18 protein-coding genes are annotated in these 19,126 nt (G+C 71.8%); 4 read left to right on the forward strand and 14 right to left on the reverse strand.

What is annotated here, in order from left to right; genetic code table 11:
- Positions 1 to 46: 46 nt before the first annotated feature.
- The 5 genes from manA to VA596_RS02925 all read right to left on the reverse strand — a co-directional run bounded on the left by manA (position 47) and on the right by VA596_RS02925 (position 4,478).
- Positions 47 to 1,270, reverse strand: a complete 1,224-nt coding sequence (gene manA, locus VA596_RS02905; protein WP_323325619.1) for a mannose-6-phosphate isomerase, class I — start codon at positions 1,268 to 1,270, stop codon at positions 47 to 49.
- A gap of 31 nt (positions 1,271 to 1,301) precedes the next feature.
- The gene (locus VA596_RS02910; RefSeq protein WP_323323307.1) at positions 1,302 to 2,396 is read right to left on the reverse strand and encodes a serine/threonine-protein kinase; all 1,095 of its coding nucleotides are present in this window, start codon (positions 2,394 to 2,396) and stop codon (positions 1,302 to 1,304) included.
- Positions 2,380 to 2,604 (reverse strand): Trm112 family protein, encoded by a 225-nt coding sequence (locus VA596_RS02915; protein WP_323323309.1) that lies wholly within the window; start codon positions 2,602 to 2,604, stop codon positions 2,380 to 2,382. The genes VA596_RS02910 and VA596_RS02915 overlap by 17 nt, the downstream gene beginning before the upstream one ends.
- 81 nt (positions 2,605 to 2,685) lie before the next feature.
- The gene (locus VA596_RS02920) at positions 2,686 to 4,041 is read right to left on the reverse strand and encodes a phosphomannomutase/phosphoglucomutase (RefSeq protein ID WP_323323311.1); all 1,356 of its coding nucleotides are present in this window, start codon (positions 4,039 to 4,041) and stop codon (positions 2,686 to 2,688) included.
- A gap of 80 nt (positions 4,042 to 4,121) precedes the next feature.
- The gene (locus tag VA596_RS02925) at positions 4,122 to 4,478 is read right to left on the reverse strand and encodes a DUF3499 domain-containing protein (protein ID WP_323323313.1); all 357 of its coding nucleotides are present in this window, start codon (positions 4,476 to 4,478) and stop codon (positions 4,122 to 4,124) included.
- 79 nt (positions 4,479 to 4,557) lie between these two features.
- On the opposite strand from VA596_RS02925, the gene VA596_RS02930 reads away from it, so the two are divergent.
- Complete coding sequence (locus VA596_RS02930; RefSeq protein WP_323323315.1) at positions 4,558 to 5,022, forward strand: metallopeptidase family protein; 465 nt, start codon at positions 4,558 to 4,560, stop codon at positions 5,020 to 5,022.
- Between the two features lie 714 nt (positions 5,023 to 5,736).
- Here VA596_RS02930 and VA596_RS02935 read toward each other — a convergent pair.
- Together VA596_RS02935 and VA596_RS02940 are read right to left on the reverse strand one after the other, a co-directional pair.
- Positions 5,737 to 9,006 (reverse strand): glycosyltransferase family 2 protein, encoded by a 3,270-nt coding sequence (locus VA596_RS02935; RefSeq protein WP_323323317.1) that lies wholly within the window; start codon positions 9,004 to 9,006, stop codon positions 5,737 to 5,739.
- Between the two features lie 134 nt (positions 9,007 to 9,140).
- Positions 9,141 to 9,428 carry a WhiB family transcriptional regulator gene (locus VA596_RS02940; RefSeq protein ID WP_161790928.1) on the reverse strand — a complete coding sequence of 96 codons (288 nt, stop codon included), beginning with the start codon at positions 9,426 to 9,428 and terminating at the stop codon, positions 9,141 to 9,143.
- A gap of 318 nt (positions 9,429 to 9,746) precedes the next feature.
- Between VA596_RS02940 and VA596_RS02945 the strand changes: the two genes are divergently transcribed.
- Complete coding sequence (locus VA596_RS02945) at positions 9,747 to 10,451, forward strand: site-2 protease family protein (protein ID WP_323325621.1); 705 nt, start codon at positions 9,747 to 9,749, stop codon at positions 10,449 to 10,451.
- A gap of 9 nt (positions 10,452 to 10,460) precedes the next feature.
- Here VA596_RS02945 and VA596_RS02950 read toward each other — a convergent pair whose 3' ends face one another.
- Genes VA596_RS02950 through mshB form a run of 3 tightly spaced genes read right to left on the reverse strand, consistent with a single transcriptional unit; the run spans position 10,461 to position 12,485 of the window.
- On the reverse strand, positions 10,461 to 11,258 hold the full coding sequence (locus tag VA596_RS02950; RefSeq protein WP_323323319.1) for a hypothetical protein: 798 nt from the start codon (positions 11,256 to 11,258) through the stop codon (positions 10,461 to 10,463).
- Positions 11,251 to 11,643 carry a hypothetical protein gene (locus VA596_RS02955; RefSeq protein ID WP_323323321.1) on the reverse strand — a complete coding sequence of 131 codons (393 nt, stop codon included), beginning with the start codon at positions 11,641 to 11,643 and terminating at the stop codon, positions 11,251 to 11,253. Before VA596_RS02955 ends, VA596_RS02950 begins: the two co-directional genes overlap by 8 nt.
- On the reverse strand, positions 11,640 to 12,485 hold the full coding sequence (mshB, locus tag VA596_RS02960) for an N-acetyl-1-D-myo-inositol-2-amino-2-deoxy-alpha-D-glucopyranoside deacetylase (protein ID WP_323323323.1): 846 nt from the start codon (positions 12,483 to 12,485) through the stop codon (positions 11,640 to 11,642). The genes VA596_RS02955 and mshB overlap by 4 nt, the downstream gene beginning before the upstream one ends.
- A 113-nt stretch (positions 12,486 to 12,598) precedes the next feature.
- On the opposite strand from mshB, the gene VA596_RS02965 reads away from it, so the two are divergent.
- Entirely contained in the window at positions 12,599 to 14,380 is a 1,782-nt protein-coding gene (locus VA596_RS02965) for an ABC transporter ATP-binding protein (RefSeq protein WP_323323325.1), read from the forward strand.
- A 56-nt stretch (positions 14,381 to 14,436) separates the two neighbouring features.
- Here VA596_RS02965 and VA596_RS02970 read toward each other — a convergent pair whose 3' ends face one another.
- Entirely contained in the window at positions 14,437 to 14,847 is a 411-nt protein-coding gene (locus VA596_RS02970) for a hypothetical protein (RefSeq protein WP_323323326.1), read from the reverse strand.
- 26 nt (positions 14,848 to 14,873) lie between these two features.
- Positions 14,874 to 15,890, reverse strand: coding sequence for an ABC transporter permease (locus tag VA596_RS02975; RefSeq protein WP_323323328.1), 1,017 nt, complete (start codon positions 15,888 to 15,890; stop codon positions 14,874 to 14,876).
- A gap of 164 nt (positions 15,891 to 16,054) precedes the next feature.
- Here VA596_RS02975 and VA596_RS02980 point away from each other — a divergent pair, with 164 nt between their 5' ends.
- Positions 16,055 to 17,053 (forward strand): ArsR/SmtB family transcription factor, encoded by a 999-nt coding sequence (locus VA596_RS02980; protein ID WP_323323330.1) that lies wholly within the window; start codon positions 16,055 to 16,057, stop codon positions 17,051 to 17,053.
- A 52-nt stretch (positions 17,054 to 17,105) separates the two neighbouring features.
- Here VA596_RS02980 and VA596_RS02985 read toward each other — a convergent pair whose 3' ends face one another.
- Together VA596_RS02985 and VA596_RS02990 are read right to left on the reverse strand one after the other, a co-directional pair.
- Positions 17,106 to 18,035, reverse strand: a complete 930-nt coding sequence (locus VA596_RS02985; protein ID WP_323323332.1) for an ABC transporter permease — start codon at positions 18,033 to 18,035, stop codon at positions 17,106 to 17,108.
- Positions 18,028 to 19,044, reverse strand: coding sequence for an ABC transporter permease (locus VA596_RS02990; protein WP_323323333.1), 1,017 nt, complete (start codon positions 19,042 to 19,044; stop codon positions 18,028 to 18,030). Before VA596_RS02990 ends, VA596_RS02985 begins: the two co-directional genes overlap by 8 nt.
- Between the last annotated feature and the right edge of the window lie 82 nt (positions 19,045 to 19,126).

The following is a 19,126-nucleotide window of genomic DNA, read 5'->3' on the forward strand; positions in this document are numbered from 1 at the left end:
AAAAAGCCACCAGGAGCGCGTGCTCCTGGTGGCCTTCCGGAAAAGCTCAGCAGGTTCCGGCGGTCGCGCGGAACAGCTGGGCGCCGGTGCCGTCCAGCGGGCGGATCTTCACCGGCGGGTCCGCGGCCGGCAGCCACACCGACTGGCCGCGGCGCAGCTCCACCTTCTCGCCGTCGTCGGCCGTCACCAGCAGGTCACCCGACGTGCAGAGCAGGATCTGGGGGCCGACGCTGTCGACCATCACTTCGTCGTCCTGACCCTCGGTCCACTCGACGCGCGACAGCTCGAACTCCGGCGCGTCCGTGCGGTAGATCGCCATGCGGTCGCCCGCGTCGCCGCACTGGACGGGCATCTCGCCGTACGCGAAGTCGACGACCCGCAGCAGCTCCGGGACGTCCACGTGCTTCGGCGTCAGCCCGCAGCGCAGGATGTTGTCCGAGTTCGCCAGGATCTCCACGGCCGTGCCGTGCAGGTACAGGTGCAGGTTGCCGGCCGGCAGGTAGATCGCCTCGCCCGCGCGCAGCGTCAGGCGGTTGAGCAGCAGCGCCGCCAGCACCCCGGCGTCACGCGGGTGCGCCTCGCCCAGCTCCAGGATCGTCCGGCACTCGGCCGCGAACTCGCCGTGCTCCTGGACGTGCCGGACGCAGGCGTCCAGGACCTCCGGCAGCAGCCGGTCGAGCGACGACTGCGGCAGCGTGATCCACGTCGTGAACAGCGCACGCAGCCCCGAGGGGTCCAGCTGCGCCTCGAGCAGCCCGGTGTACTTGGCCAGCCCCGGCGTCTCGATCGCCTTCAGCAGCTTGACCGTGCGCTCCGGCTCGCGGAACCCGGCCAGCGCGTGGAACTCCGTCAGCGCGCAGACCAGCTCCGGTTTCGCCGTCGGGTCCGGGTAGTTGCGGTTCGCCGCGTCGCGCGGGATGCCCAGCTTCTCCTCGCGGGCGTGCCCCTCCGCGGCCTGCGCCGCCGACGGGTGCGCCTGCATCGACAGCGGCTCCTCCGCGGCGAGGATCTTCAGCAGGAACGGCAGCCGCCCACCCCACCGCTTCGCGCAGCGCTCGCCGAGCTGGTTCACCGGGTCGGCTTCGACCAGCTCGAGCAGGCTCCGCTCGGCCCCGTCGGGACCGATGACGTGCGACGGGTCACCCGGGTGGGCACCCATCCACAGCTCGGCCTCGGGGTGCGGCGCGGGGATCGGGCGGCCCAGCAGCTCGGGGATCGCCGTCCGCGATCCCCAGGCGTAGGGCCGCACCGCGTTGCGCAGCAGCTCCACTGTCACCTCAACTCCACTCCTTCGGCGGCTCTCAGGCCGTCACGGGCTCGAAGCGGCCCGCGCCGCCGATGCTGCCCGCCGCCAGCCCGAGATAGACCGCCGCCAGTTCGAACCGCAGCGCCAGCACCGCGGCCCGCACGATTTCGTCCGCCTCGAACTCCTCGGCCGGGGCGATGACGTCCGCACCCGGCAGCAGATCCTCGGCTTGGAAGCGCGCCGCGTCCGTGGCCGGACCGGTTCGCACCGAGAGGAGCAGCACCCGAGTAGGGATGTCACCTGATGGATCGTCCGGATCGGCGAAGATGTCACGCTCTGCGCCACCCGATATCGCCGCCCGCCGCAATGCGGGGCGCGCCAATGCCTGACGGTAATCCTCGACGTCACAGACAGTAGCAGCGTGGGCTGCGAAGGCGTGCGCAGCGTGTTCGCCGACGGCGACCGCGACCGGGTCCAGCCCCCACAGCAGCGGCACGCGGTCGGCGACCCGCAGCGCGAGCGCCTTGGCCGGGTTCGCGAAGGAGTCGCGGGCCAGGTAGTCCTTTTCGGCTTCCAGGTCGAGCTGGTCGGCCAGCACCTCGACGTCGGCCACCAGCAGGCCCAGCGCGTTCGCGGTGAGCAGGCCGGCGGCCAGGCCGCGCGGGAACGCCAGCTCGGGCGGCACCGGGATCCGCGGCGCGAGCAGCACGCCCTTGCCGGCCACGGCGGCCGCCACCGGGCCCTCGGCCGGCGCGGAGAGCACCACGGACGCGCCGAAGCGCGCGGCGCGCTCCAGCGACGCGGCGAGTTCGCGGTCGCCAGGGTCGTCGGTGTGCGCGAAGACGACGTCGAGCGCGCCGATCCAGCTCGGCACCACCTCGGCGACGACCACCGGCACCGGGCACGACGGCGCCAGCAGCGCCGCCAGCAGCCGCGTCAGCGTCCGGCTCACCCCCGGCCGGTCGATCAGCACGACGGCGCGCGGGCGGCCCACGTCGAGCCGGTCGGCCAAGCCCAGCTCGGCCGCGAGCTCGGCGGCCGCCCGCACCTGGGCGCCCGCCATCGCGGCGGCGCGGAGCAGCCCCGCGCTGTCGGCCTCGGCCAGGCGCGCGGGGTCGTCGAGCAGCGTGTCGTCAAGCACCGTCGGCATCGGACGCTTCGCTTTCAGCGGGGCCACCGGTCGCTTCGTCGAGCAGCAGCACCGGGATCCCGTCACGGACCGGGTACACCCGGCCGCACTCGGTGCAGGTCAGGGCGTCGGCCTCGGGGTCGCCCGGGGTCCCGGGACGCAGTGGGGCGTGATCGGGCGACGGGCACGCCAGGATCTCGAGGAGCTGGGCGTCGAGCGTGAGGGCCATGGTTCCTCCATACCACGCGGTGGGGTGGTGAAGGGCACCTTCGGGACACAGTTCGGCCCGCCTGCCCTTCACCGGGACAGGTCAGCTGCGGATGATCGCGAGGACGTCCTCCACCAGCGCCTGCACCGCCTCGGCGTTGGCGGCCTCGACGTTCAGCCGCAGCAGGGGCTCGGTGTTCGAGGGCCGCAGGTTGAACCAGGCGCCGCCCGGCAGCTGCACGGTGAGGCCGTCCAGCTCGTCGATCTCGACGCCGGAGCGGGACCCGAAGACGTCCTTGACCGACATCATCTTCGCGACCTGGTCGTCCACCGTGGAGTTGATCTCACCCGACGCCGCGTAGCGCGAGTACGCGCTGGTCAGCTCGGACAGCGGACCCTCCTGCTCGCCGAGCGCGGCGAGCACGTGCAGCGCCGCCAGCATGCCGGTGTCGGCGCGCCAGAAGTCGCGGAAGTAGTAGTGCGCGGAGTGCTCGCCGCCGAAGATCGCGCCGGTGCGGGCCATCTCGGCCTTGATGAACGAGTGCCCGACGCGGGTGCGGACCGGCTTGCCGCCGTGCTCGGCGACGATCTCCGGCACGCCCTTGGACGTGATCAGGTTGTGGATGATCGTGCCGCCCGGGTCCTTGGCCAGCTCGCGCACCGCGACCAGCGCGGTGATCGCGCTCGGCGAAACCGGCTCGCCCCGCTCGTCGACGATGAAGCAGCGGTCGGCGTCGCCGTCGAAGGCCACCCCGGCGTCCGCGCCGACCTCGCGCACCTTCGCCTGCAGGTCGACGATGTTCGCCGGGTCGAGCGGGTTGGCCTCGTGGTTCGGGAAGCTGCCGTCGAGCTCGAAGTACATCGGGACGACGTCGATCGGCAGCCCGTCGAAGACGGTCGGGACGGTGTGCCCGCCCATGCCGTTGCCAGCGTCGACCACGATCTTCAGCGGCCGGTTGCCGGACAGGTCGACGAGGTTGCGCAGGTAGGCGGCGTAGTCCGCGAGGACGTCCCGCTCGGAGACCGAGCCGCGCTGGCCCTCGAACCCGGGTACGCCCTGCTCGACGGTGTCCCGGATCTCGGCGAGCCCGGTGTCCTGGCCGACCGGCGACGCGCCGGCGCGGCACATCTTGATGCCGTTGTACTTGGCCGGGTTGTGGCTGGCGGTGAACATCGCGCCCGGCAGGTTCAGCGAGCCCGACGCGAAGTACAGCTGGTCGGTGCTCGCCAGGCCGATGCTGACGACGTCGAGGCCCTGCGAGGTGACACCCTCGGCGAAGGCCGCGGACAGCCCCGGCGACGAGTCGCGCATGTCGTGGCCGATCACCACCGCGGGGGCCTCGGGCTTGATGAGCAGCGCGAACGCGGCACCGAAGTCGCGGACGAGGTCCGCGTCGAGCTGCTCGCCGACCACGCCGCGAATGTCGTAGGCCTTCACGATGCCCGAAAGGTCTGGCACGCCGTCTCCCCGCGAATAGTCGTCCCGGCGCCCGCTGCGCCGCGCGGAAAGCCTACCGGCGCCGGAGGTGGGTTACGCGCTCAGGCGCGGCCGGGCAGGACCCGGAGGTGACCGCGGCGTCCGGACGGGCCGTCCGGTTCGGTGGCGGGCGGCGCGGGCTTGTCGGAACGACCGGCCTCGCGCACGGCCTCGGCCAGGGCGGTCAGCTCGTCGGCCGACGGGTCCGGAGCGGCGAAGGCGCCTTCGTGCCGGACGACTTCCCAGCCCTTGGGGACGGTCAGCCGCAGCGCGTGGGCTTCACAGAGGTCGTACGAGTGGGGCTCGGAGGCGGTGGCCAGCGGGCCGACGACGGCGGTGGAGTCGCTGTAGGCATACGTCAGCGTGGCCACTGCCGGCTCGAGACAGCCGGTACGCGAACACTTCCGTACGCTCCGCACGATCCGAAACGATAGCGCGTCGCCGCAAGGTCGTAGGAGCGACACGCGCTGGGACGTGCCGACCGCATAGACTTCCGGGGTGGCGACGGCTCGTGACTACCGACAACGGCGGCGCCTGCGACGGGACCGGCACGGCCGGGGCCTGCGCGGGACGCTCTATCCGGCGACCCTCCCCGCCGCCGCGAGCCGGGCGGAACGGTTCGACGCCCTGGTGCTCGACGCGCTGGAACCGATCGAAGCACGGTGGCGCCACGAGCTGACCAAGCTGGACGTGGCGGTCGACGACGTGCCCGAGGTCCGCGAGAACGGCAAGGCACCGTCGGACGGGGTGCTGCACGACGGAGCGGTGCCGCTGTCGCGCCTGGTCCCGGCGGGAGTGGACCGGACCGGGATGCCGACACGGGCCCGGATCGTGTTGTACCGGCGGCCGCTGGAGGCGCGGGCGAAGGACCCGTCGGAGCTGGCCGAGCTGGTGCACGACGTGCTGGTGGAGCAGGTGGCCGGGTATCTCGGGGTGGAGCCGGACGTCATCGAAGGCGAGTAGCTCTGCGGGGCTTGGCTTGCGCTTTTGGGCGCGAACGGGCCGGTCGCGCCTGTTTCGGCACCAACGGGCCACTCGCACCGACGCAACCGAGCTGCGCGAAGGGGCCACTCGCGCTCGTTTCGACACCAATGGCCCACTCGCACCCACGCGGCGCTGCCGCACGAACGGGCCACTCGCGCCTGTTCGGGCACGAACGGGCCACTCGCGCCCGTTCGGGCACGAACGGCCCACTCGCGCCCCGCTGCACCGCACCAATCACCCACTCACGCTTCGTTCGACGTGAACGGGCCACTCGTGCCAGAAGCCGCGGGATGGGGCCACTCGCGCCCACGTTGCCGGGCCGCACGAACGGGCCGCTCGCGCTCGTTTCGGCACCAGCGGGCCACTCGCACCCACGCAGCCGGGCTGCGCGAAAGGGCCACTCGCGCTCGTTTCGGCACCGACGGGCCACTCACGCCCACACCGAACCCACCGCACCAACGGGCCACTCGCTGATCACGGCGCGAACGAGCCACTCGCGCCCGCCTCCGAGCCGCGCGAACGGACACTCGCGTCCGCACCGGCCCACCGGCACCAACGGGCCACTCGCGCCGATCACGGCGCGAACGGGCCACTCGTGCCCGCCTCCGGACCGCGCTAACGGGCCGCTCGTGCCCGAAACAGCGCGAACGGGCCGTTCGCGCCCCGGTGCGGCACCAAAGAGCCCGGCAAAACTCAGCGGCGCCGCCGCGAAGGAACCGCCGTCAACAGCGTGAACAGCACCGCCGCCAGCTGGGCCAGCAACAGCAGGTTCCGCTCCGTGCCCGGGAACTCCACCGTCACCTCGGAGGTCGTCGGCGGGACCGAGACCGCCACCTGATGGCCCCACGCCGGGACGATCGGCACTCCCTTGCCGCCCACCGATGCCTTCCAGCCCGCTTCCTGCTCCGCCGCCAGCACCAGCAGCCGTCCGGTCGGGCCGTCCGAGACGCGGACTCGGACGTCCGGCAGGCCCGCCTGGACCGGCACCACGCCCGGCGCGTTGCCGGGCGCGCCGCCGCCCGTCACCGCCGCTTTGGCCTGCTCCGGGGAAATCAAGATCACCTGCCCCGCCGGGGACAGCAAGCGCAGCACGCCGCGGCCGTCCGAGGTCGGGGCCGCCACCGAGACCATGTCCTTCGCCAGCGGTGGGTACGCCTGGGCGTCGACGCCCGGCGGGAGCACCACGTACTCCACCCCCGCGGCCGCCGCGGCCGCAAAAACCCGCTGCACCGCGGCCGCGTCACCCTGGCCGAGGTCGCGGCGCCACGTCGCCAGCCGGGCCGGGGTGCCGGGGGTCGGGGCCAGCTCGTCGTCGCCGTAGTGGGGCAGGCGGCCGCCGATCTGGCGGGTCGCGTCCGGCGCCAGGTCGAGCACCGACCGGCCCGACGCGCCCAGCGCCGCCGTGACCTCCGGGGCCAGCGACGGCCGGGCGCCGGCCCGTAGCGGGCCCTGCCCGCCGACGACCACCGCGCCGGCCGCCAGCGCCAGGAACACCACGACCCCGGCGGTCGCGAACACCTTCGGCAGCCACGTCGCCGGGACCCCGGCCGTGCCGCCGCGCTGCCACGAACCGAGCACCACCCACAGGAGGCCCGCGCCGACGATCAGCAGCGGCACCCCCGTGTGGCCGTGCGCCGCGGGGCCGCCCTGCATCGGGGTCGCCGTGACGAGCCGGACCAGCACCAGGCCGCCGGCACCCAGCGCGGCCAGCGCGAGCCCGCCCGCGGCCAGCTTCGTCGGACGCACCACCAGCGCCACCAGGGCCGCCGCGATCACCGCGACGCCGATCGGCCAGGCACCCGGCCCGCCCGGGTCGAGCCCGGCCAGGTCGGTCCCGGAGACCGCCGAAGCCGCGCCGCCCAGCCCCTGGACGAGCAGCTCCGGGTGCTTCAGCAACACCGTCGGCCACGGCAGCAGCAGCGCCAGCGGCACCAGCACGACGATCCCGACCGACGCGATCCGCCGCGCCAGCCCGGTCGGCGCCGGCAGCACCACGAACCCGATCAGCAGCCCGGCGAGCGCCAGCCCGTGCGCCAGCGGGGAGAACGCGCCGAGCAGCGCGACGCCGAACGCCGAGAGCGCCGACACGTGCAGCCACCGCGTGTCCGCGCGGACCAGCAGCCCGGCGATGCCCGCCGCGACGAGCGGCAGCACCAGGTGCACCACGACGACGTCGAGCCGGCCCTGCGCCACCGCCGCCGTGGCGGCCGGCAGCAGCGCGTACGTCGCGGCGATGACCGCACGGACCCAGCGCCGGACGCGCAGCCGCCGCGTCGCCAGGTACGCGCTCAACGCCGCCAGCGGAATGTCGCCGAGCAGCAGCACGGCGACCAGCGCCGCCGGACCGCCGATCGGCGCGAACACCGCGCCGAGCGTGCCCAGCACCGGCACGGTCGCCGACGCCGGCGCGCCGGTGCCGCCCGCGACCGCGTGCCACGGTTCGAGGTACGACGTCCAGAGCTCCCCCAGCCCGCCGACCGGGAGCAGCTTGCCGCCGAACAGGTCGAGCCCGAGCCGGGCGCGGTTGACGACCAGGCCGAGCGCGGTCATCACGACCAGCAGCACCACCGGCGGCGCGAAGATCGTCGCGCCGAGCACGCGACGGCGGTTGACCTCTACGAAAACGAGTTCCGGCTCGGGCGCCGGAGTGACCTCTTCGGAGGTTTCCGGTTCGGGCAGCGCGGTTTCCGGCAGCGCGACGGCGACCAGTGTGCCCGGCCGCCGCAGCCCCGACCCGCGCGAGCTGACCCCGCGCAACGCGCCCGCGGGCAGCGCGTCCGGCCCGACGGGACGGTTCTCGCGCGCGTCGAGCGCTTCCGGCGTCACCCACGCGGACTCGGTTTTGACGGTCTCGGGCACGGTCCCGAGCGCGACGTCGTTCTCCACACCGCGTCGCACGAGACCGACCACGCCGGCGCGAACGGCGTTGCGCAGCCGCGTCATACGACCGGTGAAGAGCCCGCGAACCGTGCCAGGCCGCGGATTCCGCCGTCGGTGGGCCCGCGCGGCGCGCAATCCGCCGCGTCCACTGAGGAGGTACGCGGCCGCGGCGAACTCGGCCCGCGCTTCCCCGGTGCGTCGCAGCAGGACGAACGCCAGCGCGCGCAGCACGGACAGCAGCGGGAGCCGGATCATGCCCAGCCAGAAGGAAAACGGCGAGCAGTTCACCAGGAACACGCGCAGCCCGTGGGCGCGGTTCGCGGCCGCGAGCGACGCGGGAACGGCGTCCGCGGGGCGCTGCCCGGTGGTGACGGCGCGCGCGTGCCGCACCCGCGCGGTCGGCACGGACAGCACCAGCCCACCCGCCGCGTTCGCGCGCCAGCCGAAGTCGAGATCTTCGCGCAGCAAGGGGAAATCCGGGTCGAAGCCGCCGAGGGCGTCCCAGGCGTCGCGGCGCACGAGCGAGCCCGCGCTGGGCACGGCGAGCACTTCGGCCGGGTCGTCGCCGGTCGCGGCGATCTGCTGCCGGTGCCCGGACGCGTCGGTCGACAGGCCGGCTTCGACGATCAGGCGCGGGTCGGTCCAGTCGAGACCGAGCGCACCGAGCACGGTCGCGGACGGTTTCGCGGTGGCCACGCGCAGGAGTTCGTCGAGACAGTCGGGTTCGGGCGCGCAGTCGTCGTGCAGCAGCCAGAGCCACGCTCCAGGGTCGCCCCACCGCTCCGCGGCGTGCTCGACGGCTTCGGCCACCGCGGCGGCGAAGCCCGTTTCACTCGAAAGCGTGATGATCCCGGAGAGCACGGGAGAAGAATCCGGATCGCTGTCCGGGTCGGCCGCTTCGGCCAGGAGACGAGGGGTCGCGTCGGTGGACCCGGTGTCGACGGCGAGCACGTGCCGGGGACGGAGAGTGCTGCGGCGCAACGAAGAAAGCGCCAGCGGCAGCCAGTTTTCGCCGTTGTGACAGACCACAATGGCCAGAACGGGCGCGGTGCGCAGGGCGGGCGGCGCGGCGGTGCGGGGCAACAAACGCTCCAGATCAGGCGGTGGACCGGTGCGGCCACCCTACGGCCCCGGTCCGTCACCCGATGGTGAACCCACGCCGAGTGTTCACCTACTTGGAATCACCGGTGACGCCACGCATCACCGGTGATCTCCCCTCAAACCGCGCGTTTCTTCAGCTTCCGGCGCTCCCGCTCGGACAGACCGCCCCAGATGCCGAAGCGTTCGTCGTGGGCCAGCGCGTACTCAAGGCACTCGTCCTTGACCTCGCAGCCCAAGCAGATCCGCTTGGCTTCGCGGGTGGAGCCGCCCTTCTCGGGGAAGAACGCCTCCGGGTCCGTCTGCGCGCACAGAGCGCGTTCTTGCCAGTCCTGCTCTTCCTCGGTGGCATCGATGAGCTCGGTGAGATCTCCCAGAGCCTGCTCCGGGATCTCGCCCCAACTCATGACGTGCCCCCATTCCTTACCATCGGCTTCCAACCGCACGTCCGCCTCCTCGCTCCCTAGCACTCCCCAGGCTGGCGGTGGTGAAACGACACCCGTCGTCCCCTCGACGACGAATGACATCACTGTGATTACACCCGTGTAGTGCGGTCAGGTCAAGCGGAGTAGCGAGTTCGGGGGACCCTTCGGCCCGATCGCGCAAGGGGACACGCCGGTAACTTCACACCGGGCATACGGAAGACTGGAAGCGTGCAGAAGTCAGCGACGCGTCCCAGCCCGGTCTTCCTCGGCATCCTCGCCCTCACCGTCGCCGGTGGCGTGATGGCCGCCTTCGGCGACGTCACCACCGTCCTGGTCGGCGACCGCGATCCACTCCTCATCGCCGGCGTCGTGATCTTCGTCGCCGCCGGCTGGGTGGCGTCGTTGTCGCTGCACGAGTTCGGCCACGCGATGGTCGCCTACCGCGGCGGTGACTACAGCGTCGCCCACAAGGGTTACCTGACGCTGGACGTCCGGAAGTACACCGATCCGGTCCTGTCGATCGTCCTGCCGCTCATCTTCCTGATCATCGGCGGCATCCCGCTGCCCGGCGGCGCCGTCTGGATCAACCGGGGCGCGCTGCGCTCGCGCGGGACGTCCTCGTGGGTCTCGCTGGCCGGGCCGCTGAGCAACCTCGCGGTCGGCGCGGCGCTGACGCTCGTGGTGTCGCTGGTGCCGATGGCGGGCGGTTTGGTGGTCGCGATCTCCTACCTGGCGCTGCTGCAGGTCCTGACCTTCATCCTGAACATCCTCCCGATCCCCGGCCTCGACGGCTGGGGCGCGATCGAGCCGTACCTGCCGCCGCAGGCGCGGGAGTTCGGGGCCAAGGTGCGCCCGTGGGCGCCGATCCTCCTGTTCGCGATCCTGTGGTTCTTCCAGCCCGCGAGCAACGCGCTGTGGGACGGCGCGTTCTGGATCTACGACGGCCTCGGCGGCTTCGAAGAGGGTGCCCGCGCGGGCGCGAGCGTCTTCCGCTTCTGGAACTGACGGGCGGGGTCAGCGGGCCTGGACCGGGTGCGCGGTCAGCCAGGTGTGCGCCCGCTTCCAGACCTCCTTGAGCCCGGACCGCTCGCCGAGGTAGTCGCCCGCCGCGCCGACGACCGGGAGCATGCCCAGCGCCCGGTGCACGAAGTTGCCCCGCGGCCGCTTCTCCAGCTCGCCGGTGATCGCGAGCAGGCCGCGGCCGAGGCGCCACAGCGTGCCCGCCGCGGCCTTGATCGTCGCCTTGCCGTGCTTCTTCTCGGACGCCGTGAGCTCTTCGGTCAGCCTCGCGGCTTCCTCGGCCTCCGCGGCCTCGTCGTGCTCCGGGTGCCGTCCCGCCGCGAGGTCGGCGTCGATGTCCCGCTCGAACAGCACCGCCGCGATCAGCTGCACGCGCGTCCCGACGTCCGTGACGCCGTATTCGCCGGCGATCGCGCACAGCAGCAGCCCCTGCGACGCCGCGCCGAGCGTGTCCTGCACCGGCAGCCGGTCGGCCAGCGCGCCGCCCAGGCCGGGGATCGACGTCAGCAGCGCCGTGAACCGGCCGACGCGGTTCATCCACCAGCTCGAGCGGTCGTAGCCGGTCATCCGGCCCCACGCGGCCGTGCCGGGGACCTTCACCGACGTCAGCCCGTGGATCAGCTTCGCCTTGAGCCCGGACTCGACCTCGGCGAGGTCGTCCTGCTCCCGCCGGTCGCGCGCCTGCAGCCCGAACGGGTCGGACTCGCGCAGCGCGTCGAGCATCGGCCCGCAGGCCCGCACGAACGGGCGCAGCACCGCCACGACCTGCTTGTCGGAAATCGCCTCAGCCACGTCCCGGTTTCCTTCCCGCCGCTCGGCCCAGCCCGCCACCGAGCACCATCGCGCCGGGTAGCGCGCTCGCACCGAGCAGCAGCAGCGCCCGCCAGTCCTGGATCAGTACCAGGTCACCGCCCGGACCCAGCATGCCGAACCCGAACACGACGAGCACCCACACCACGAGGGGTACCCACGAAAGAGACGGCCGCACCAGCTTCGCGGTGGTCGACACCAGCAACGGTGTCGTCACCGCGCCGACCAGCACCGTCACCGGCAGCGGGACGACGCCGATCCGCAGCGGCAGGAAGAACAGCTCCAGCACGCCCAGCAGCACGGCGTCGAACGCCAGCAGGAGCAGGAAGCCGAGCTGGGCCCCGGTCAGCCGGTCCGGCGCGGTCACAGTCCACCGAACAGATCGGCGTCCGCACCCGCGGCCGGGCCGTGGGCGAGCACGAAGTAGTCGTGCGCCGGGATCGGCTGGGCCAGCTCGTTGGTCAGCGCGAAGTGCGGGACGGCGCCCTCGACCACGGTCAGCTGCGTCGCGTGCGCGCGCAGTGCCGCCAGTTTCGCGGGCCGGTACGCGGCGACGTCCAGGACCGTTGTGATCTCTTCGTCCGGCGTCACCGGCAGCCCGGCGTCGGGCGGCACCGGGAAGCGGGACGTCCCGCCGTCCCGCAGCTCGGCCAGCCCGGCGCGGACGGCGTCACGCGACGCGACCGTGTGGAACACCCTCGCGACCGACGACGCCCGGGGCGCCGCGGCCATGGTGACCTCGTGGGCGCGGATGTGGTCGGGGTGGCCGTAACCGCCGAAGGCGTCGTAGGTGACGACGACCTGCGGCCGGACCTCGTCCAGGATCTCCGTCAGCTGCGCCGCCTGCTCCTCTAGGGCGCCACCGGCGAACGCCCGCAGGTGCGCCGCCGCCGGCGTGCCCGCCATGCCCGAATCGCGCCACCGCCCGATCCCGCCCAGGTAACGATGTCGTGACACCCCCAGCGCGGCGCACGCGGCCTTCAGCTCGGCGACGCGGTAACCGCCCAGCTGGTCGGCGGCCCAGGCCCCCAGCCCGGCCAGCTCCGGCAGCTCGCGGACGATCTCGCCCTCCTCACCGAGCGTGCAGGTCACCACGGTCACCTCGGCACCTTCGGCGGCGTATCGTGCGATCGTGGCGCCGGTGGTGATGCTCTCGTCGTCGGGATGGGCGTGGACGAGCAGCAGCCTTCGCGGTACCGGGGAGATCACGGGTTGAGCGTAATTCCCGTGCTCCGACCTTCGTCGGGGACACCCTCGGTTATCCTCGCGCGAGTCGCGACCGCCGCGTCGCGATCGTCTGTACCCCCACGAAGGGCATCTTGGTGAGCACTGAAGCAACTTCGGCGGACGTCGCCGGTGTGTCCGGTTCCGTTCTGTCGATCTCCGACCTGAGCGTGTCGTTCCCGACCGAGGACGGCGTCGTCGACGCGGTCAAGGGCATCGGGTTCGACGTGAAGCCCGGCGAGATCGTCGCCGTGGTCGGGGAGTCCGGCTCCGGCAAGTCCGTCACGTCGATGTCGGTGCTGGGCCTGCTGCCCAAGACCAGCCGGATCGCCGGCGAGCTGCGCCTCGGCGAGCGCAACCTGGCGGACCTCAAAGAGAAGGACATGCAGAAGATCCGCGGCAACCAGGTCGCGATGATCTTCCAGGAGCCGATGACGGCGCTGAACCCGGTCTACACGATCGGCTGGCAGCTGCGTGAGGCCCTGCGTTCGCACCAGGACATCTCCAAGTCCGCCGCCGACAAGCGCGCCGTCGAGCTGATCGACCTGGTCGGCATCCCGAACCCGGAGCTGCGGTTCAAGCAGTACCCGCACCAGCTCTCCGGTGGCCTGCGCCAGCGCGTCGTCATCGCCATGGCGATCGCCTGCGACCCGCAGGTCATCATCGCCGACGAGCCGACCACCGCGCTGGACGTCACCGTGCAGGCGGAGATCCTGGGCCTGCTGCGCAAGCTGCGCGACACCCTCGACACCGCGATCGTGCTGATCACCCACGACATGGGCGTCGTCGCCGACATGGCCGACCGCGTCATCGTGATGTACCAGGGCGAGATCGTCGAGCAGGCGCCGGTGCGCGAGCTGTTCGCCTCGCCCAAGGAGGACTACACCCGGCGGCTGCTCGCCGCGGTGCCCGTCCTCGGCCAGCGCCCCGAGGGCCGCCGCCTGCTCGACGACGCCGGGATCGCCTCCGACAGCACCGAGGCGGCCAAGATCGCCGAGGACATCCGGCTGGCCGACGCCGAGCTGGAGGCCGTGATCGAAGAGGCCGCGCCGGCCCTGGAGATCAAGAACCTGGTCCTCGAGTACCCGGGCCGCCGCGGCCAGAACAAGAACCGCGCGGTGGACGACGTCTCGCTGACCATCGCCAAGGGCGAGATCGTCGGCCTGGTCGGCGAGTCCGGCTCCGGCAAGTCGACCGTCGGCCGCTGCGCCGTCGGCCTGCTCCGGGCCACCCAGGGCACCGTCGCGATCGCCGGCAAGGACATCACGACGATGTCCGCGAAGGAGATCCGCCCGCTGCGCCGGTTCTTCTCGATCGTCTTCCAGGACCCGGCGTCCACGCTGGACCCGAAGATGACGATCGGCGAGTCGATCGCCGAGCCGATGGTGCTGCACAAGGTGCTGGCCGGCAAGGAGCTCTCGGCGCGCGTGCGCTCGCTGCTCGACAAGGTCGAGCTGGGCGGGCACTACATGAACCGCTACCCGCACGAGCTCTCCGGCGGCCAGCGCCAGCGCGTGGCGATCGCCCGGGCCCTGTCGCTCGACCCGGCGCTGCTGATCGCCGACGAGCCGACCTCGGCGCTGGACGTGTCGGTGCAGGCCCGCGTGCTGGACCTGTTCCTCGACCTGCAGCAGTCGCTGCAGTTCGCCTGCCTGTTCATCAGCCACGACCTCGCGGTGGTCGACCTGCTGGCCGACCGCGTCGCGGTGATGCAGTACGGCAAGCTGGTCGAGGTCGGCAGCCGTGACCAGGTGCTGCACTCGCCGCAGCAGGAGTACACGCGGCGCCTGCTGTCGGCGGCCCCGGTCGCCGACCCGGTGCTGCAGGCCGAGCGCCGCGCGGCCTGGGAAGCGGGCCGGCTGGCGCCGGTCGCCGACTGACGCTCTCTGACACGCGGAAGGCCGCCACCCACACCGGGTGGCGGCCTTCCGGCGTTTCACGGGTGGTACGGCCGGCCGAAGGCCGGGTCCTCCTCGTCCGGCCGCTCCGGGGCGTACTGGCGCAGCTCACCCTCCCGCATCATCCAGACCCGGAAGAACAGCTGCTCCTGATCCATCAGGAAGAGCTGGACGGCGTGCGGGGCACGCCACGGGAGCCGCCGCACCCGGTCCAGCACGGCGGCCGGGTCGGCGTGGTTGAGCGTGCCGGCCCAGACCGCGCACTCCGGGGACTTCCAGCCGCCCCAGGGCGGGTCCGCGCCTTCGGTCAGCCGGCGCAGGTAGCCGCAGCCGAGCGCGGCCGGGTCGTAGCGCCTGGGCGCTTCGGTGCGCAGCCATTCGCTCAGCGTCTCGGCGGCCTCCCAGTCCTCCATGGCGGTGGACAGCATCATGTTCGTCACCCAGCTCACCCGGCGATTCTGCCCGATCGCCCAGGTCAGCCGACGCGGATGCGGGGGTCCAGGATGCCGTACATCAGGTCCGCGACCAGGTTGGCCACCACCACGCTCACCGCGATCACCACCAGCCAGCCCATCAGCACCTGGGGGTCGTTCTTGTTGACCGCCTCCACCAGCACCGTGCCCATGCCGTGCCAGTTGAAGACCGTCTCCGTGATGATCGCGCCCGTGACCGTGGCGCCGAAGTTGACCGAAAACAGCGTCATCACCGGGATCAGCGCGTTGCGGAACGCGTGCCGCCAGACGACCCGCGCGTTCGAGACGCCCTTGGCGCGCGCTGTGCGCACGTAGTCGGCTTCCAGGACCTCCAGCATCGACGCGCGCTGGAACCGGCTGTAGGCGGCGAACGTGATGGCCATGATGGACAGTGTCGGCAGCAGGAACGCGCCGACGTACTTCGCGAGCGCGTCGCCGACGCCGGTGGCCGAGAGGCTCTCCGGGCTCGTCGTGCGCAGCCACGGGTCGCCGAGGACGTCCGCCAGCCCCAGGTCGCGCACCCAGCCGTTGGCGCGGATCGCGTAGCCCTTGAGCACGATGGCGACGCAGAAGATCGGCATCGAGAACATCAGGAACGCCGCCGTCGTCGCGAGGTAGTCCCAGAGCGAGTACTGCTTGACGGCGGCGAGCACGCCCACCAGCACCCCGAAGACCAGCGCCAGCACCGAAGCCGCGAGCACGAGCTCGAGCGTCACTCTGAACGCGGCCATCACCTTCGGCTGCACCGGGGCCAGGGCGTTGCCCTGGGCGATCGAGATGCCCCAGTCGCCGGTCAGGAAGTGGCCGAGCCAGGTGAAGTACCGGGCGAGAACGGGCTGGTCGAGACCCAGCTGGTGCTCGGTGGTGGCGATCGCCTGGGCACTGATGCCGGGCTTGTTGCGAAGCTCGCCGAGCGGGTCGCCCGTGTTGGACACCATGACGAAGCAGAGGAACGTGCCGACCAGCAGGACCGGGATCGAGATGACCACCCTGCGGAGCACGTAGAGCACGAGATTCATCCGCGACCCCCACCACCGTCCGGCACGCGAACAGCATCCGGCTCCGCGACGTCAGGGCCAACGTTTCGGCTTCCGCCGAATCCTCGGCCGCGGTTGCGCCACCCTTCGCCCGGGGAGGACGATTCCCCCATCCAACGGCGGGTCGAGGGCTTGTGATCACTTTCGTGCTGAGTCCGGACGTGCTCGGGCGGACGCGGTTCTGCTTCTCGCCGCTGGCCGAGGCGACGTCGAGCCTGCGGCTGCTGGGCCTGCCCCGGCCGGCTCACGTGCACACGCCCTGGCTGCGGCAGGCCCGGGCCCGGCTGGACGGCGTCGACCTGGAGCTGCTGCTGTCCGTGGTCCCGCCCGGGCGGTACATCGCCTCGTGCCTGGTGCCTCGCGGGCGGATCCCCCAGCCGTCGCTGGAGGACCAGCTTTCCGCGCTGACCGCCGTCACCGTCGACGAGCTGGAGCGCGACCTGCGCGAGGTTTGGTCCGGCCGGACCCCGCCCCGGCAGGTGGCCGACCTCCTCGCGTCCGGCGCGCGGGCGACCGCCCGGCTGGCCGAGGCCCTCTGGGACTACTGGGACGCGGTGATCCGGCCGCACTGGCCCCGGATGTGCGCGGTACTCGAGGACGACGTGAGCCGGCGGATGGCCGCGCTGGTCGACCACGGGTTCTACGCGCTGCTGCGGGACCTTCACCCGGAGGTCGGCGTCGAGGGCAACCTCCTGCACATCGACAAGCCGCACTTCGCCGACGCCGTGTACGAGGCGTCGGAGATGATCCTCACGCCGTCGGTCTTCACCTGGCCGGACCTGATCCTCGAGGACGGGGAGACGGGCTGTTTCGGGCTGACCTACGCCGCGCGCGGCATCGCCCGGGTGTGGGAAGGGGCCGACGCCCTGACGCCGAAGACGGCCGAGCCGCTGGCCACGCTGCTCGGCCGGACCCGGGCGGCCATCCTGCGCCGCACCGACGTCCCGATGTCCACGACCCGGATCGCCCGCGAGCTCGGGCAGAGCCCGGCTTCGGTCAGCGAGCACCTCGCGGTCCTGCGTGACGCCGGCCTGGTGACCAGCCGGCGGTCGGGCCGCAGCGTCCTGTACCGGCAGACGCCGCTGGCCGAGCACGTCTTGCGCGCCCAGCTCGGCGGCATCCAGGACGAGTCGGCCGGACGCTGAAACGACCGCGGGGGGTGACCGGAACCCGGTCACCCCCCGCAGTCGTGTGCTTTCAGGCCTTCATCCTCCGCTGACGCGGGTCGAAGGCGTCGCGAAGACCGTCACCGATGAAGTTGATCGTCAGCGAGATCAGCACGAGCACGATGAACGGCCCGAAGAACAGCGCCGGTCGCGTCTGCAGCTGGGCGTAGTTCTCCAGGATGACGCGGCCGAGCGAGGTGTCCGGCAGCTGCACACCGAGGCCGATGAACGACAGCGCGGCTTCCGCCAGCACGGCCTGCGCGACCGCGAGGGTCGCGTTGACCGTGATGCTGCCGACCATGTTCGGCACCAGGTGCTTGAAGATGATCCGGAAAGTGCCGGCACCCGAAGCGCGAGCCGCGTCGACGAACTCGCGCTGGGACAGCGACATCGCCTCGGCGCGGGTGATCCGGGCGATCTGCATCCAGCCGAAGGCGGCCAGCACCAGCGCGACGATGTACCAGGCACCGCCGCCGAACACCTTGGCGAGGATGGCCGCCGCGGCGATCTGCGGGATGATCAGGAACAGGTCCGTCACGCGCGAGATCGCCGAGTCGGTGAAGCTGCGCAGGTAGCCCGCCAGAGCACCGAGGACGACACCGACGAGGGTCGACAGGATCGACACCGTGAGCGCGATCAGCAGCGAGAACTGGGTGCCGCGCAGGATCTGCGACACCATGTCCTTGCCGACCTGCGTGGTGCCCAGCGGGAAGTCCCCGTTCGGCTTCGCGAAGGACGGGAAGGAGCTGTCCTCGTAGCTGTGCGGCCAGAAGAGCGGCATCAGGATGCTGAGCAGGATGATCAGCACCAGCAGCGCGGTCGAGGCCATCGCCAGCTTGTGGTGCAGGAACTTGCGCAGGACCAGCTTGCCCTGGCTCCGCGGCTCCGGCAGGGCCTCCGGCGGCAGGGTGCCGTCGGTCGTCGCGGCTTCGCTCGCGAGAATTGAGTTCAAGTCAGCCAACGCGAATCCTCGGGTCCAGGATGCCGTACATCAGGTCGGCGATCAGGTTGGCGACGACCACGCTGGAGGCGATGACCACGAGCCACCCCATCAGCACCTGCGTGTCGTTTTTCGTGACGGCTTCCACCAGCAGCGTGCCCATGCCGTGCCAGTTGAACACCGTCTCGGTGATGATCGCCCCGGCCAGCACCGAGCCGAAGTTCACCGAGAACAGCGTCGTCACGGGGATCAGGGCGTTGCGGAAGGCGTGCCGGAAGATGACCCGGCCGTTCGCCAGGCCCTTGGCGCGCGCGGTGCGCACGTAGTCGGACCCCATGACCTCGAGCATCGAGGCCCGCTGGAACCGGCTGTACGCGGCGAAGCTGATCGCCATGATGGACAGGGTGGGCAGCAGGTACGCGCCGACCGTGCTCGTGATGAAGTCCCCGACGCCGTCGGTCTTCAGCTGCTCCGGGCTGATCGTGCGCAGCCATGGATTGCCGAGGACGTCCGACAGGCCCAGGTCCCGCACCCAGCCGTTGATCTCGATCGCGTAGCGCTTCAGCACGATCGCGACGCAGAAGATCGGCATCGAGAAGAGCAGGAAGGCCAGGGTGGTCGCGATGTAGTCGATGATCGAGTACTGCTTCACCGCGGCCAGCACACCGACGATGATGCCGATGATCAGCGCGAGGATCTCGGCCCCGACCACCAGCTTGAGCGTGACGGCGAACGCGGCCGTGACCTTGGGCGCGACCGGTGCGAGGGCGTTGCCCTGCGCGATCGAGGTGCCCCAGTCGCCGGTCAGGAAGTGCCCGAGCCAGGTGAAGTAGCGCGGGACGACGCCCTGGTCCAGCCCCAGCTTGTGGGAGAGCGCGTCGATCGCGTCCTTGCTCATCAGCGGGTTGTTGCGGATCTCGCCCAGCGGGTCACCGGTGGCGGCGACCATCACGAACGACAAAAAGGTCCCGACCAGGAGGACGGGAATCGATATCGCCAGACGGCGAAGGATGTAGATCACCAGGTTCAACGAACTGCTCCTCATCCGGGCCTGGTCGTCAGAAGTGCGCTGGACCGCTACCCGGTTGTCTACCGTAGTGGTGGTAACCCTA

Source organism: Amycolatopsis heterodermiae (assembly GCF_034929455.1).
Taxonomy (GTDB): domain Bacteria; phylum Actinomycetota; class Actinomycetes; order Mycobacteriales; family Pseudonocardiaceae; genus Amycolatopsis; species Amycolatopsis heterodermiae.

Excerpts from the sequence above, each read along its gene's own strand:
- VA596_RS02910 (WP_323323307.1), bottom strand. The coding sequence starts at position 2,396 with ATGCCGACGGTGCTTGACGACACGCTGCTCGACGACCCCGCGCGCCTG.
- VA596_RS02915 (WP_323323309.1), bottom strand. The coding sequence starts at position 2,604 with ATGGCCCTCACGCTCGACGCCCAGCTCCTCGAGATCCTGGCGTGCCCG.
- VA596_RS02940 (WP_161790928.1), bottom strand. The coding sequence starts at position 9,428 with ATGAGTTGGGGCGAGATCCCGGAGCAGGCTCTGGGAGATCTCACCGAG.
- VA596_RS02945 (WP_323325621.1), top strand. The coding sequence starts at position 9,747 with ATGGCCGCCTTCGGCGACGTCACCACCGTCCTGGTCGGCGACCGCGAT.
- VA596_RS02975 (WP_323323328.1), bottom strand. The coding sequence starts at position 15,890 with ATGAATCTCGTGCTCTACGTGCTCCGCAGGGTGGTCATCTCGATCCCG.